Genomic DNA, 14,124 nt, shown 5'->3' with positions numbered 1-14,124 from the left:
CGCATGGCTATAAAATAGCGATTTGCGGCGTGGCTTTGGCGACTAGATCGGGACCACGTATACATGGATCAACAATTATTACTCATGCTTGCCGGCGCAACAATGCTCGCGCTTTTCATAGGTCTTGGCGCCGGCTTGCTTATTCAACGCCGAATTGCAGCGGTGCAGCAGGACGCACTCGGCAAGCAAATAGATACCTTGCAATTAACTATTGAGCAGCTATCGGCACAGCTCAGGGAGATGGAAGGGAGTTTAGCGACTTGCCGGGAGCATTTGCATATCAGTCAGCGCGATCTTGCAGTCAATGCCGACCGTGTCGCGCAACAGGCCGAAACATTGCTCGCGAACAAGGCTAGCCTCAGTCAGCATGAACAAATCAATAGCGAGTTAAAAACTGAACTTGCCCGTCAGCAGAGTGCCTATCAGCATCTTCAAACCGCGACAGCAGAGCAAATCGCCTTGCTCAGCGATGCAAAAAAACAATTAACAGATCAATTCGAACAGTTAGCTAACCGAATTTTCGACGAGAAAAGCCAGCGCTTTCAAAGTCACAGCCGCGAGGCACTCGAACTGCAATTGAAGCCTTTTCGTGATCAACTCACAGAGTTTCGCGGCCGAGTAGATCATATCTACAGCGACGAGAATCGCGAGCGCGGCGAGCTCAAAGAGCAGTTGAAAAATTTGCAGGAAATGAACCGCAATATCAGTAAAGAGGCTCAGAATTTAACGCGCGCGCTGAAAGGCGATAATAAAGCTCAGGGAAATTGGGGTGAGGTAATATTAGAGCGTGTGCTAGAGGAGTCTGGCCTCCGCAAGGGCCATGAGTATCTTACTCAACAGAGTTTTACCGACGACAGCGGGAAGCGCCGCCAGCCAGATGTTATTGTGCGCTTGCCAGATGATAAAGACATTGTTATCGACGCCAAGGTCTCGCTAATTGCCTATGAGCGCTACTGCAGTAGTGAAGACGAGGGTGAGCGCCAGGCTTTTTTGCGAGAGCACGCGCAGTCGGTAAAAGCCCATATCAACGGTTTAAGCACCAAAGGCTACGAACATATTGAAGAACTGCGCACCCTCGATTTCGTGTTTATTTTTATTCCGGTAGAGGCGGCGTTTATGGCGGCCTTTGAACATGATCCAGAACTGTTTCGCAATGCGTATGAGAAAAACATCATCGTTGTCGGCCCCACGACCTTGTTAGCGACGTTACGTACTGTGCAAAGTATTTGGCGCTACGAGCGGCAAAATCAAAATGCCGAAAAAATCGCAAAAGAAGCCGGGGCTTTGCACGACCAGTTTGCGCTGGTTGTGCAGTCGTTGGAGGACGTTGGTAAACATCTCGATCGCGGCCGCGATGCCTTTGATAAAACCATGAATCGAATGACGATGGGGCGGGGTAATTTAGTTGGCCGAGTTAGTCGGCTGGAGGCGCTTGGCGCCAAGGTTAAAAAGACCTTGCCAGTGGCGTTGACCGATCGCGCGGATGTGGATGTTGAAGACGATTCCGAGCTTGAAGGCAATTAAAACGATTCCGCACTTATTAATAGAGGAGATCTAACATGGCATTACCGAAAGTTGGCAATCTTGCCCCTGCATTTAGCTTACAGAATCAAGATGGCGAGACCGTTAGCCTAAAAGACTTCAAAGGTAAAAAAGGCGTGGTTTTGTATTTTTACCCGAGAGCATCCACACCGGGCTGCACCCTGCAAGCCTGTGGTTTGCGAGATGTGCGCGGCGAATTGGATAAACTCGGTTTTCAAGTGCTTGGCGTGAGTTTTGATCCGGTTCCCAAAGTAAAGAAATTCCACGACAAGTATGAGTTGAACTTCCCCTTACTGTCTGACGAAGATCACGCCGTTATTGATAAATATGGCTGCTGGCAGCTGAAGAAATTTATGGGTAAGGAGAATATGGGCACAGTGCGAACCACGTTTATTATTGGTGACGACGGCCGCTTGCTCAAGATCATGGATAAATTCAAAACCAAATCTCACCACGAAACACTGATGGAAGTGTTGGATGAGCTAGCGCAGTAACGCCTTATTAAACTTGGGCCGGGCCGGAGGCTAATATCGCCGTTCGGCCAAAAACATCAGGTTTCGGGATTGTTTGTCGATCTCCCAACAGGCGATTGTCCTTGCTGCTTAAATTGCAGGTATTTAGTTAAATCCTTACTGACCATGTCCAAACACAGTTTTAACACCACTGCGTCGTCGAGATACCCCGCAATCGGGATGAGGTCGGGCAGGGCGTCCATGGGCATTAAGATATAGAGTAGGGCGGTAGTAATTGACCCTAGGGACCACCAAGGCACTTCGCGATATTCACCTTTGACGTAATCCTGGACCAAATTAAATAGCGTGCCGACTTGGCTTATGTAAGGCGAGAGTGAGGCATTATCAGTCACCATCTTGACGATTCGCTGGCGATTACTGAGGGTCTTTTGTAGTTTTTCCTCATCCAGCTCGGCGGCACCTTCTTCCAGCACATGCTTGGCGCGGTTTTTGGAAAAGAACAACATAGCGATACTCTGATGGCGGTATATAGCACGCATACTACGTGGGATAGGCTATTGCGCAAACCCCACGGCTAATCAGATTGTTAGTTCATAAAGCGTTTAAGCAGTTCGCGCTTCAAGACTTTACCCGCCGGATTGCGGGGAAGCTCCTCGTCGACGAACCAAATATGGCTGGGCTGTTTAAACGCAGCAAGTTTTGTGTTCAGGTAATCTTTGATATCAGTCTCGCTGAGGTCTGCGCCTTGCCGAACTCGAATAACTGCCCCTGGTGTTTCACCAAGGTGCTCATTGGGAATCGCGATAATCGCGCTGTCGGCAACGCCTGAATGCTGACTGAGGCAGGATTCAATCTCTGCGGGGTAGATGTTTTCCCCGCCACGAATAATGAGGTCTTTAGCGCGGTCGACGAGGAATACAAAATTTTCATCGTCGATATAGCCAATATCCCCAGTGGCCATCCAGCCATCAATAAAACTTTCGGCGGTGGCGTCTGGTTTGTTCCAGTAAGCGGAAATGTTGCAGGCTGATTTCAGCCATATTTCGCCGACATCTCCTTGGGCAAGAACATCTCCCTCTGGGCTTCTGGTTTGCCATTCAACAAGCGGTGACAGTGTGCCAGCGCTGTTGGGTTTATAGAGAAAGGCATCCCCGGTGCAACTGGCGCATATCGCGTTGGTCTCAGTCATGCCATATCCGGTACCCACATAGGCGTCGCTAAGATTTTCAGCAATTGCGCTACTAAAACTCGGCGGACAAGCGGTGCCGCCACCGCCAAGGGAGAATAGACTCGAGGTATCAGTGGTCTTAAAATTTGGGTGGCGCAACAAGTCGACCACCATTGATGGCACAGCACTAAAAATAGTAACGCGTTCCTTGGCAATTAAAGCCAATGCTTCTTCGGCTGACCATTTATACATCATGACGGTTTTGCGACCGGCACGCAGGTTGAGTAGAAAAGCCGCGTAGCAGCCTGAGACGTGAAACAGCGGTACACTGAGTAATGTGCAGGGCGCAAAGCCGGCGCTGAACATTTTGCCAATGGACTCGGGATTGGCCATCGCCGAACACATACCATGAAACTCGAAACTGAATATTGCTTGGCAGATATTGCGATGAGTCGACACCGCTCCCTTTGGCCGACCAGTGGTGCCAGAGGTGTACATAATTTGCGCAATATCGTCACTATCACACCGAATCTCTGGCATAGCGGCGCCGAGATTAGCGCGAACGATATCTTCAAAGCATAGTCCGGCTTGATCATCCTTGGCGCGTACTAAAATAGTTTGGCAGCTCAGCTGGTCTGCACCGGAAAGGATTGCGTCATACCGAGGCTGATCACAGATCACCAACTTGGCCATGGAATCACTCAGGCCATAGCATAGCTCGTCGGCACTTCCCCATGAGTTGAGGGGAACCACCACGGCGCCAATACTGACAATGGCGTAGTAGGCGATCATCCACTCGGGGTAATTGCGCATGGCAATGGCAATGCGCTCGCCTTTGGCAATGCTCAGCTCAGTGACCAAATAGTGCGAGAAGGCATCTGCGCGAGCAAAAAAAGTATTAAACGTTAGTCGCTCATCCTGATAAATAAGGAATTCCTGCTCTTCAAAGTTACGACCGGTGTCGAGTAGCTCGCGCAGGGTATTGGGGGCATTCTTATAGAAGCGTAGTTCGCTGCTACCGCTATTACGGGTTTCAATTTCGAACGGCGCACCCGGCTGGCAAAGCTGTTCAGTGGCGGTGTGCAGACGGGCGGCAATATCGTTCATATTTTTCACTTTTGTGGCGTGGATTAGGGCTTTGCTTCAAACATATTGTGGGTAAATGCGAGGCTAGCGGGAATAGGCGAGTTAACTGCTTCCATAATGCGGGCATATTCTGTGTGACAAATTTGCCAAACACCATTTTCGAGACGGTAGTGATCCGTATAAATAGCAGTTCCGAAAAGCATCCAGTTTTGTTCTTTATTGAAAACCAAATCCTGTAAATACCATTTACCGTTTGCTGTTGCTGCGCTCTCCAGCTCGATCTCGGGGTGGTGGCAGTTATGCATGGTAAGAACCGACGGCGAATCCATATGGCCTCGCAAGCCGCTAATAAGCTCGTCACGGTTATCGTAACTGTATTTGCCTTGGTCGTATCGCGCGCTGCAATCCTTGGTAAGGGTTGAGCTAAGTAGCTCCCAGTCGTGGGTGTCGACCGCACGTAGATAGGTGTACTTGAGTTTTTTAATTTGCTCTATGGCTAGGAGGCTTTCTAAACTCGATTGGCTCATTATTATAGTCCTTTTTGCTGCAGTATCAGCCCACTATATTAGGGTTAGTGAGCCCTGCTGGGCATGATCCATATGGATGAATTGTCTTCGCAGTAAAAAAGTAAACCTGTTGCTGGGGTTTTTGGTAAGCTGGCCACCGGATTTTATAAGAGGATTTTTACTGGTGCGTATCATTACCGCGAATACCAACGGTATTCGGTCAGCCGGCCGCAAAGGCTTTTTTGAATGGCTGGCAAAGCAAAATGCCGATGTTGTGTGTATTCAAGAAACCAAGGCCCAGCGCGATCAGCTTGAAGACCCCTTGTATCATCCTGAGGGATATACCACTATTTATTGTGATGCGATTAAAAAAGGGTATAGCGGCACGGCGATGTACTGCAAAAAACCGCCAAATCAGGTAACAACCGAGCTTGGTTGGGATCCTTTAGACAGTGAAGGGCGCTATATACGCGCCGACTTTGATAATGTCAGCGTTATTTCGATGTATCTGCCCTCAGGTTCTAGTGGTGATGAGGCTCAGGCACGCAAGGATATTTTCCTCGATAAGATCTATCCGCATTTTCTCGAGCTAAAAGCCAGTGGCCGAGAGTTAGTGATATGCGCTGATTGGAATATCTGCCACAAAGAAATCGACTTGAAAAACTGGAAACCTAATCAGAAAAACTCCGGGTTTTTACCGCATGAACGCGCTTGGCTCGACAAGGTCTTTGACGAAGGTGGTTTTGTTGATGCATTCCGAGAGATCAACCAAGACGCCGTATATACATGGTGGTCAAATCGCGGGCAGGCCTACGCGAACAATGTCGGATGGCGTCTAGATTACCAAGTCATCACACCCGGCTTAGTGCCAACGATCCAGGCTGCCGACGTCTACACTGATGAGCGCTTCTCTGATCACGCTCCCTTTACCATGGACTACGACTACTCGCTTTGAAGTTTGGCCTTGTGTACTATAGCAGGCGTATTTTCTGTACTGTTGGCGCCATGTCAGCAGTGTTATTTTAGCAATAGTTTGATTGAGAAGGACGTGTAATGAGTTTTTTCATATCCCAAGCCCATGCCCAGACTGCCGGTGCAGCAGGCGGCCCTCCAGGTGGCGATTTATTCCAGATTGGCTTCTTGGTATTAATGTTTGGTTTGTTCTATTTCATCGCTATACGTCCTCAGCGCAAGCGTCAGAAAGAACATGCCACAATGGTGGCGGCACTGGCTAAAGGCGATGAAGTTGTGACCACTAGCGGCATTTTGGGCAAAGTCACAAAAATTGATGACAGCTATGTTGTGCTCAGCGTAACGGATAACGTTGAATTAAAATTTCAGCGCTCATCTATTCACGCTGTTCTGCCTAAGGGCACACTGAAAGCAATTTAACCATTGCCCGCGCTCCGCATGAGCGGAGCGCCATTCGCAACAGGTGACAATATGCCTGATGAACCACAGCAAAACACCGCCCATCTTGATTTTCTTCGCTCGCATAATCCGCCTCGACTCCACCTTGCTCAGCTGCCCACCCCCTTACAGTACCTTAGTCGCCTAAGTGAACGCTTTAACGGCCCGAAAATTTGGGTAAAGCGGGATGATTTAAGCGGTAGCGTGCTGTCGGGTAATAAAATCCGCAAGCTAGAATTTAATCTTGCCCAAGCGCTTACCGAAGGCTGCGACACCGTTATTACCTGTGGCGGCCTGCAGTCGAATCACTGCCGGGCAACTGCGTTGCTCTGCGCGCAATTAGGGCTTAAATGCCACTTATTGTTGCGTGGCGAGCAGGCGGCTAGCGCTGATGGTAATTTATTGCTGGATCAACTTGCGGGTGCTGAAATTTCGTATTACTCCGCTGCGCAGTTTCAGCGCGAATTGAATGCATTGCTAATTGCCTGCCAACAATCCTATGCAGTTGCAGGCAACAAAGCGTTCATTATTCCAACTGGCGCGTCTGATGCGATCGGTGTATGGGGCTATGTGCAGGCTTGCGCTGAGTTGAAGCAGGACTTTGCCCGCAGCGGTATCGACCCCAAACACATAATCTGCGCGACTGGCTCTGGCGGTACTCAAGCAGGCCTAACGGCTGGGGTGAGCGCTTACGGTATTGATGCGCAGGTCTGGGGTGTTAACGTTTGCGACGATGAAGCCTGGTTTGTGAATAAAGTGAATAAGGATCTTCGCGATTGGGAAGATCGTTATCAAACTGGCATAAACCTTGATTCTTTATCGGTCAAGGTCATCGATGGCTACGTTGGCCCTGGCTACGCACAGGCTGACGCTGAAATTTTTAAATGCATCGCAGATGTCGCCGCCACTGAGGGCTTGGTGCTAGATCCCGTTTATACAGGCAAGGCGTTCTACGGCATGTTAGACCAATTGCAACAAGGTCGGTTTGGCACTACTGGCGATATTGTGTTTATGCATACCGGTGGTGTTTACGGCTTGTTTCCACAGCGTGGTCACTTTGAATTTTTGAACAAACCAAGCGCGTAAACCAAACTAAAAAACAATAGAGTGGGGTAGGGATGGAGCAGATAAGCGAGTTTGTTGGGGTTGTCAATGGCGTGGTTTGGGGGCCATTGATGCTGGTGCTTATTCTCGGTACGGGCGCCTATTTAATGTTGGGTCTCGGTTTAATGCCTCTGCGCAAGATTGGCCCTGCCTTTCGCTTATTGCTCGCGGGACGTAAAGATTCTGGGGAAGAGGGCGAAATTAGCGCATTTCAGGCGCTTATGACCTCCTTGTCGGCCACAATCGGCACCGGCAATATCGCCGGTGTGGCAACCGCGATCGCATTAGGTGGGCCGGGCGCGCTGTTCTGGATGTGGTGTACTGCATTGGTGGGCATGGCCACGAAATACGCCGAGGCCGTTTGCGCCGTGCATTTTCGTGAGCAGGACAGCGAAGGCAATTTCAGCGGCGGGCCAATGTATTATATTAAAAATGGCCTTGGTAAACGCTGGCAATGGCTTGGCGGCTGCTTCGCGTTATTTGGCGCGATCGCGGGGTTTGGCATCGGCAATACCGTACAGGCGAACTCCGTTGCCGATGCAATGCAGGGCGCGTTCGGCGTTCCGATTTGGCTTAGCGCGGTAGTGATGTTTGTTGGCGTTGGCTTGGTTATTTTAGGCGGGGTAAAACGTATCGCCAGTGTCGCGGGGTATTTGGTGCCGTTTATGGCAATTAGCTACCTTTGTCTGGGCATGATCGTATTGTTGATGAATATCTCGGCGTTGCCGGGCGTCTTAAGTTTGATTTTAGATTCGGCATTTAACGGTACAGCAGCCGTCGGTGGTTTTGCTGGTGCCGGTATCGCAGCGGCGATTCGCTTTGGTGTGGCGCGAGGTATCTTCTCAAATGAAGCGGGCCTTGGTAGTGCGCCGATTGCCCATGCGGCGGCCAAAACCAATAACCCGGTTCAGCAGGGCATGATCGCGATGTTAGGCACCTTTATTGATACGATTTTGGTGTGCTCAGTAACCGGATTTGTGATCCTGCTCTCAGGTGAATGGCAGACCGGCGAGTCTGGCGCGGCGCTGTCTACAGCGGCATTCGAATCGCAAATAGCCGGCGGTCATTATATTGTCGCCGTGGGTTTGGCGGTGTTTGCGTTTACCACTATGTTGGGCTGGTCATACTATGGCGAGCGCTGCGTGGTGTACTTTTTTGGTGAGCGTGGGGTGATGCCATTCCGTATCGCTTGGGTCTTAGCCATTCCACTTGGCGCGATGGCGAATCTGGGTTTTATCTGGTTGCTTGCAGATACCTTAAACGCCCTAATGGCGATACCGAATCTTATTGCCTTGCTACTGCTAAGTCCGGTGGTGTTTAGCTTAACCAAGGAACGCCTACCTGAGCTTTTTAGCGGAAAGTAGCACCGCGCCCGCAACTGTATACTTAGGAATAGTAGCGATTTACCCGTGTTGTAATGCGGGTAAAAAGCTCATAGCTAATTGTGCCGCAGTGGCTGCCTACCTCAGCGGCGGTGAGGCCTTCGCCCCACAGTGTTACTTCATCGCCAACAGCAGTCTGGGGCAAATGGCTTACATCAATTGTCAGCAAATCCATCGATACTCGTCCCGCCAAACTGGCCCGCTGGTCATTGACTAGGACTGGCGTACCATCTGGCGCGTGACGCGGATAGCCATCGGCGTAGCCCGCAGCGACTGTTGCGATGCGACTTGGCATCGCTGCCTTCCAACGTCGGTTATAGCCAACGCCGTCACCGTTGGCGACATCGCGCATGGCAATTATTTTCGCTTTAAAGCGCATTACCGGTTTGAGCGCCAACTCCGCGGGTAAACGCTGCGTTGGGTCGTCGCCATATAGCATTATGCCGGGACGCACCCAGTCACAGTGGGTTGTTGGGTGAGCGATGATGGCGGCCGAGTTAGCCATGCTAATTGGGTGCTGGCCCAAACTAGCGCTTAGCTCAGCAAGCTTTTTAGCTTGCTGCTGGGTCAGGCTAGCATCGACTTCTTCCGCATCACTGAAATGGCTCATGTGCTGAATGCCGGCGATGTGCGATTTACTATTTAGCAAATGATGCGCGTCACAAAATTCACCAGCGGACATGCCTAGGCGATTCATGCCGATATTAAGTTTAAGCCACACAGTAATTGGCGTCGCTAGCGGGGTGTTAGCGAGAAGTTTGGCGGAAGCGAGGTCATGAATAACAATGTCGAGTTGGCTTTGCGCGCATTTCTGCAATACTTCACGGTCGAGTAAGGTGCCTAAAAGCAGTATGCGGGCTTGGGGATTGCTGTCGCGTAAGCGCATCGCCTCGCAAAGCCGAGCGACAGCAAAGCCGTTCGCTTGGCTATTTAATTGTTCGGCAACCCAGTTCGCTCCGTGACCGTAGCCATTCGCTTTAACCATGGCTAGAATGGCCGCTTTAGGGGCAAGCTGACGCACGACGCTGACATTGTGACGAAGCGCCTCGCTACTGAGTTCTATCCATGTTGTTCTATGCATAAGCACCAACTCAAAACTTTGCTGAATTTTAACGGGCTTAGCCTGCGGTTAATAGCGCGGTGGAGCTTGTCGGGCATTTTTTTATTGGCGGCGGGTTTTGCGGGTGCCGACTGCGTAAACAGTATCTATCCCAAAAGTGCAGCGCCAGAATTACTTGCCACTGCAGACGGCGTGCTCAGCCTGCGTAAGGCGGAAGCCACAGCGAGTCAGGAAGGTGGCGGTGCACTCTGCGCTTTGCAGTTACAAGACTTAGCGCAGCTGTATTTCTGGGGTAGTCAGCGAGTTACGCCGGCAGTCAGCGCAAATTTAAGCGCATCCTATCAATATGCCCTTGAAAGCAGGCGCACGGGCCATTGGCCTTTTGATTTAAGGTTGTTACGTGCGATCTACGTGCTTGCGGGCTTAGATGCCAGCTATAGCCCTGAGGAGGCTTTAAGGCAATTTCAACGGGAAATTGACAGCGGCGAGTCGCTGCGCAGAGACAAGGCCACGGCGGTACTAAATCAGCTGGCTAATTTACGTCCAAATTTAAGCTTAAGCGGTAATGAGCCTTACAGTGACCGGCGCTTGAGTCGCGCAATGAGCAACATCGAAAGCGCTGTAATGTTGACTCGCGACAATGGGCGTATTCGGTTGTTGGTGGTTGATCAGCAGGGACAACCGCAATTAGCTTGGGCGCGCCAAGCTTCAAAGCAGCAGGCCACTGACGGTTCCCCCCCAAAGGTCTTTCTACAACGTCTTCCGCCAACCGGTGCGAATGGTGCGCAAGATAGTCGTCAACAAGTTTGGCAGCTACCGCGGTCGGTACCTCATGCGGGCATTTTAATTAGCCGGTTTCGGCAGCGTGATGGCAGCTCCTATGAGTCCCGCTGCACTGCTAACCCGATTAGCGCGGGATGGCTAATTTCCGCGGCGCATTGTCTATTTGCCCCAGACGGGTCGCAGAATTTACTGAGCTTGCGCTACGTTGCGTCTCCTTTGCAGTCGGGAGCCCTGAGCGAAATCGGCGCCGCGTGGCTCCATGTCATGCATGATCCGCACGACCAAATAACCGGCAATGTTGGCCGTTACAGTGGCTCAGATATTGCCTTATTTAAATTAAAGTTGCCGTTGGTGGAGGGTGAAGTATCGCGCCTTGCTGCGCCGCAAAGTCGCGAGTTGGCTACCTGGGCGGACAGCTTTGCTTACCCTAGCGATAAGACGGAAAATACCCTTTGGCTGTCTCGCTGCCGCGCAAGTTTATGGCAGCCAGGAGGGGTTGCGTTCAGTGATCTATATAGTTTGGATTGCCTTAGTCATGAGGGGCAGAGCGGTGCAGCTTTACTGCAAAATATTGCTGGTGAGTCCTATATTGTCGGAATACTGTCGTCGAGAATTTCCAATAAGGAAATAAATCAGCCAATTTTTACAGCGCTCAATGCGGCGCTTATCGCCGATATTGGCCTACTAATAGCTGGTGATGGCAATAAAACGGCGAATTTCAGGCGCTATGCCATTGAGCATAATTTGGCGGAGGCTAATTCGGAATTCTTGCCTTAGCGAGGGCATCTTGTATAGTGAGCTTGTCATCCTTAGAAATACGGTTATGCCTAAAGGTCTTGAGAATAAACTTGTTGTTGCGATTTCCTCCAGAGCGTTATTTGACCTGGATGAAAGTCATCGTGTGTATGAATCCCAAGGCTTGGCTGCCTATCAAAAATATCAAATTGATCATGAAGACGAAGTGCTCGCACCTGGCGAAGCCTTTGGCATTGTCGAACGTCTATTGCGACTCAATGACGTTTTAGATGACGCAAAAGTAGAGGTGATTCTACTCTCTCGCAACTCGGCAGATACGGGCTTGCGGGTATTCAACTCTATAAAACACTACGGCTTAAATATCAGCCGCGCGGCCTTTAGTGGTGGGGAAAGCCCCTATCGCTATGTGTCTGCTTTTGGCTGTCATTTGTTCCTCTCTACGGATGCTGAAGATGTACGCCGCGCCCTTGGTAGCGGCGTTGCCGCAGCGACCTTGTTGCCGAGATCGAAAAAGGCGCCGGCACAAAGTAATAGGGAGCTACGTTTTGCCTTTGATGGCGATGCAGTGATCTTTTCCGACGAGGCCGAGCAAGTGTTTAAGCGCGATGGGCTTGATGCCTTTACTGCCAGCGAGGTGGCTGCGGCACATACTCCGCTGAGTGGTGGTCCCTTTAAGTCTTTTTTGGCGGCGCTGAACACTTTGCAGTCTGCCTTCCCTGAAAATGCGCCGCCTATACGCATTGCCTTAGTAACAGCACGTTCGGCGCCAGCGCATGAACGGGTAATAAGAACTTTACGTGAATGGAATATTCGTATTGATGAATCCTTGTTTTTAGGCGGCTTAGAAAAAGGTGAGTTTTTGGCCGCCTATGGCGCGGATGTGTTTTTTGACGATCAACCACTGCATTGTGAGTCGGCAAAAGAACACGTCTCGACCGGGCATGTTCCCCACGGCATTGCCAATATCGTCGATAAATAGCATTTTAGTGCCGATTTATAATGGTCAATGACAATAATAATGAAATCTACGTGATTTTAGCTTGTGTGGTTTTAAGGAGTAGTGCCGTATGAAGTTGCAGCAGTTGCGTTATATTTGGGAAGTCGCGCATCATGAAATGAATGTATCTGCAACCGCGCAAAGCTTGTTTACCTCTCAGCCGGGAATAAGCAAACAGATTCGGATGTTGGAAGACGAATTGGGCGTTGAGATCTTCGCGCGCAATGGCAAGCATTTGACGCGTATTACCCCCGCGGGCGAGGCTATTTTAAAAACCGCGGGTGAAATTCTCTATAAAACCGAGAGCATTAAACACATCGCTCAAGAGTTTAAAAATCCGCAAAAGGGTAGCCTGTCTATTGCAACTACCCATACCCAGGCCCGTTATGCCTTACCGAAGGTGATAAAAACCTTTATTGATCGCTATCCAGACGTTTCGCTGCATATGCACCAAGGTACACCGATGCAAATATCCGAACTTGCCGCTAATTTTGGCGTCGACTTTGCGATAGCGACGGAAGCTTTAGAGCTGTTCAGCGATTTAATCATGATGCCTTGCTATCGCTGGAATAGGACAATACTGGTGCCTAAAGACCACCCCTTGGCTGCATTAAAAACACTACGTATTGAAGACGTTGCGCTGCATCCTATTGTGACCTATGTGTTTGGTTTTACCGGGCGCTCTAAATTAGACGAAGCTTTTTTGAACAAAGGCTTAGAACCCCGGGTAGTATTTACCGCGACGGACGCCGATGTGATCAAAACCTATGTCCGGTTGGGTCTCGGTATCGGCATAGTAGCGGAAATGGCCTACGACCCAATTACCGATGGGGATCTTGTGGCTTTAGATGCCAGTCATCTATTTGAGCCCAGTGTCACCAAGGTGGGCTTTCGGCGCGGCACCTATATGCGCAAGTTTATGTACGACTTTGTCGAGCTATTCGCGCCTCATTTGACGCCTGAGTTAGTCGATAAAGCGTATCAGTGCCACACCAAATTGGAGCTAGACGCCTTGTTTGCGGATATAGAGTTGCCGATGTACTGAAACCGTCGGAAGTCTGGTGTCGGACGTGGGGCGAAGATTCAAGGGAAATGTGTCGATTTTGGTCTTGCGTCGGACACTAGACATCTGAAATCCGACTTGCCCTGCAGCATTGCTTTCTGAAGCTCAAGCCGTTAGATTGACGCGGTTTTTAATGCGCTCAGCGCGGTCATTTATTTTTTTAGGAGTATTTTTGTGGAAATCGCTTGTCTCGACCTTGAAGGGGTTTTGATCCCTGAAATCTGGATTGATTTTGCCGAGCGCACCGGTATTGAGGCCTTGAAGGCAACCACCCGTGATGTTCCTGATTACGATGTTTTGATGCAGCAGCGTTTGCGTTTATTGGAAGAGAATGGCTTAGGTTTGCCTGATATTCAGGCGGTGATCGCCGATATGGAGCCGATGGAAGGCGCCCGGGAGTTCTTAGATTGGCTGCGCGAGCGCTTCCAGGTCGTCATTTTGTCGGACACTTTTTATGAGTTCGCAGCGCCACTGATGAAGCAACTCGGCTGGCCAACGCTGCTTTGCCACAAGCTGGAAACCGATAGTCTAGGTAAGGTCGTTGATTACAAAATTCGTCAGGTGAATCCCAAACGCCAAGCGGTGCTTGCGCTTAAAACCCTGTACTACCGGATTATTGCGGCAGGTGACTCCTATAACGACACCACCATGCTGGCAGAAGCCGATGCAGGCATTCTGTTTAAGGCGCCGTCGAATGTTATTAGTGAATTTCCGCAGTTTCCCGCGGTACACGACTACGAGGCCTTGAAATTGGAGTTTATTAAGGCTTCTTCGCGCAATCTTAGCCTGTAAGC

Annotated in this window: 14 protein-coding genes; 10 read left to right on the top strand and 4 right to left on the bottom strand. The window is 50.2% G+C overall.

Features of this window, described 5'->3' with window-relative positions; all coding sequences use genetic code 11:
* Window positions 1-63 precede the first annotated feature (63 nt).
* Together ABD836_RS03690 and bcp are read left to right on the top strand one after the other, a co-directional pair.
* Window positions 64-1,524 carry a DNA recombination protein RmuC gene (locus ABD836_RS03690; protein ID WP_344932463.1) on the top strand — a complete coding sequence of 487 codons (1,461 nt, stop codon included), beginning with the start codon at window positions 64-66 and terminating at the stop codon, window positions 1,522-1,524.
* A 35-nt stretch (window positions 1,525-1,559) separates the two neighbouring features.
* Entirely contained in the window at window positions 1,560-2,036 is a 477-nt protein-coding gene (gene bcp / locus ABD836_RS03685; RefSeq protein WP_344932462.1) for a thioredoxin-dependent thiol peroxidase, read from the top strand.
* Between the two features lie 56 nt (window positions 2,037-2,092).
* On the opposite strand, the gene ABD836_RS03680 is transcribed toward bcp, so the two are convergent.
* From ABD836_RS03680 to ABD836_RS03670, 3 genes are all read right to left on the bottom strand, one after another.
* Window positions 2,093-2,521 carry a YkvA family protein gene (locus tag ABD836_RS03680; RefSeq protein WP_344932461.1) on the bottom strand — a complete coding sequence of 143 codons (429 nt, stop codon included), beginning with the start codon at window positions 2,519-2,521 and terminating at the stop codon, window positions 2,093-2,095.
* Window positions 2,522-2,601: 80 nt separating this feature from the next.
* Window positions 2,602-4,290: a class I adenylate-forming enzyme family protein gene (locus tag ABD836_RS03675; RefSeq protein ID WP_344932460.1), complete on the bottom strand. Its 1,689-nt coding sequence runs from the start codon at window positions 4,288-4,290 to the stop codon at window positions 2,602-2,604.
* 23 nt (window positions 4,291-4,313) lie between these two features.
* Window positions 4,314-4,796, bottom strand: a complete 483-nt coding sequence (locus tag ABD836_RS03670) for a nuclear transport factor 2 family protein (RefSeq protein ID WP_344932459.1) — start codon at window positions 4,794-4,796, stop codon at window positions 4,314-4,316.
* A 163-nt stretch (window positions 4,797-4,959) separates the two neighbouring features.
* Here ABD836_RS03670 and ABD836_RS03665 point away from each other — a divergent pair, with 163 nt between their 5' ends.
* The 4 genes from ABD836_RS03665 to ABD836_RS03650 all read left to right on the top strand — a co-directional run bounded on the left by ABD836_RS03665 (window position 4,960) and on the right by ABD836_RS03650 (window position 8,653).
* Complete coding sequence (locus ABD836_RS03665; protein ID WP_344933573.1) at window positions 4,960-5,730, top strand: exodeoxyribonuclease III; 771 nt, start codon at window positions 4,960-4,962, stop codon at window positions 5,728-5,730.
* Window positions 5,731-5,828: 98 nt separating this feature from the next.
* The gene (gene yajC / locus ABD836_RS03660; RefSeq protein ID WP_344932458.1) at window positions 5,829-6,167 is read left to right on the top strand and encodes a preprotein translocase subunit YajC; all 339 of its coding nucleotides are present in this window, start codon (window positions 5,829-5,831) and stop codon (window positions 6,165-6,167) included.
* Between the two features lie 51 nt (window positions 6,168-6,218).
* Window positions 6,219-7,271, top strand: a complete 1,053-nt coding sequence (locus tag ABD836_RS03655) for a 1-aminocyclopropane-1-carboxylate deaminase/D-cysteine desulfhydrase (RefSeq protein WP_344932456.1) — start codon at window positions 6,219-6,221, stop codon at window positions 7,269-7,271.
* Window positions 7,272-7,303: 32 nt separating this feature from the next.
* A complete protein-coding gene (locus ABD836_RS03650; protein WP_344932455.1) occupies window positions 7,304-8,653 on the top strand; it encodes an alanine/glycine:cation symporter family protein in 1,350 nt (449 codons plus the stop codon).
* Window positions 8,654-8,675: 22 nt separating this feature from the next.
* Here the strand turns inward: ABD836_RS03650 and alr are convergent, their stop codons facing one another.
* Window positions 8,676-9,752 carry an alanine racemase gene (gene alr / locus ABD836_RS03645; protein WP_344932454.1) on the bottom strand — a complete coding sequence of 359 codons (1,077 nt, stop codon included), beginning with the start codon at window positions 9,750-9,752 and terminating at the stop codon, window positions 8,676-8,678.
* Here alr and ABD836_RS03640 point away from each other — a divergent pair.
* The 4 genes from ABD836_RS03640 to thrH all read left to right on the top strand — a co-directional run bounded on the left by ABD836_RS03640 (window position 9,747) and on the right by thrH (window position 14,122).
* Window positions 9,747-11,291 carry a trypsin-like serine peptidase gene (locus ABD836_RS03640; RefSeq protein ID WP_344932453.1) on the top strand — a complete coding sequence of 515 codons (1,545 nt, stop codon included), beginning with the start codon at window positions 9,747-9,749 and terminating at the stop codon, window positions 11,289-11,291. The two genes, alr and ABD836_RS03640, sit on opposite strands and share 6 nt — an antisense overlap.
* A 46-nt stretch (window positions 11,292-11,337) precedes the next feature.
* On the top strand, window positions 11,338-12,249 hold the full coding sequence (locus tag ABD836_RS03635) for a 5'-nucleotidase (RefSeq protein WP_344932452.1): 912 nt from the start codon (window positions 11,338-11,340) through the stop codon (window positions 12,247-12,249).
* Window positions 12,250-12,337: 88 nt separating this feature from the next.
* Window positions 12,338-13,312: an HTH-type transcriptional regulator CysB gene (gene cysB, locus ABD836_RS03630; RefSeq protein ID WP_344932451.1), complete on the top strand. Its 975-nt coding sequence runs from the start codon at window positions 12,338-12,340 to the stop codon at window positions 13,310-13,312.
* A gap of 192 nt (window positions 13,313-13,504) precedes the next feature.
* Window positions 13,505-14,122 carry a bifunctional phosphoserine phosphatase/homoserine phosphotransferase ThrH gene (gene thrH / locus ABD836_RS03625; RefSeq protein ID WP_344932450.1) on the top strand — a complete coding sequence of 206 codons (618 nt, stop codon included), beginning with the start codon at window positions 13,505-13,507 and terminating at the stop codon, window positions 14,120-14,122.
* Window positions 14,123-14,124 lie beyond the last annotated feature (2 nt).

It is taken from the genome of Zhongshania borealis, from assembly GCF_039539625.1.
GTDB lineage: Bacteria > Pseudomonadota > Gammaproteobacteria > Pseudomonadales > Spongiibacteraceae > Spongiibacter > Spongiibacter borealis.
The sequence above is the reverse complement of the archived record's forward strand: the minus strand, read 5'-3'. Positions and strand labels throughout refer to the sequence as shown.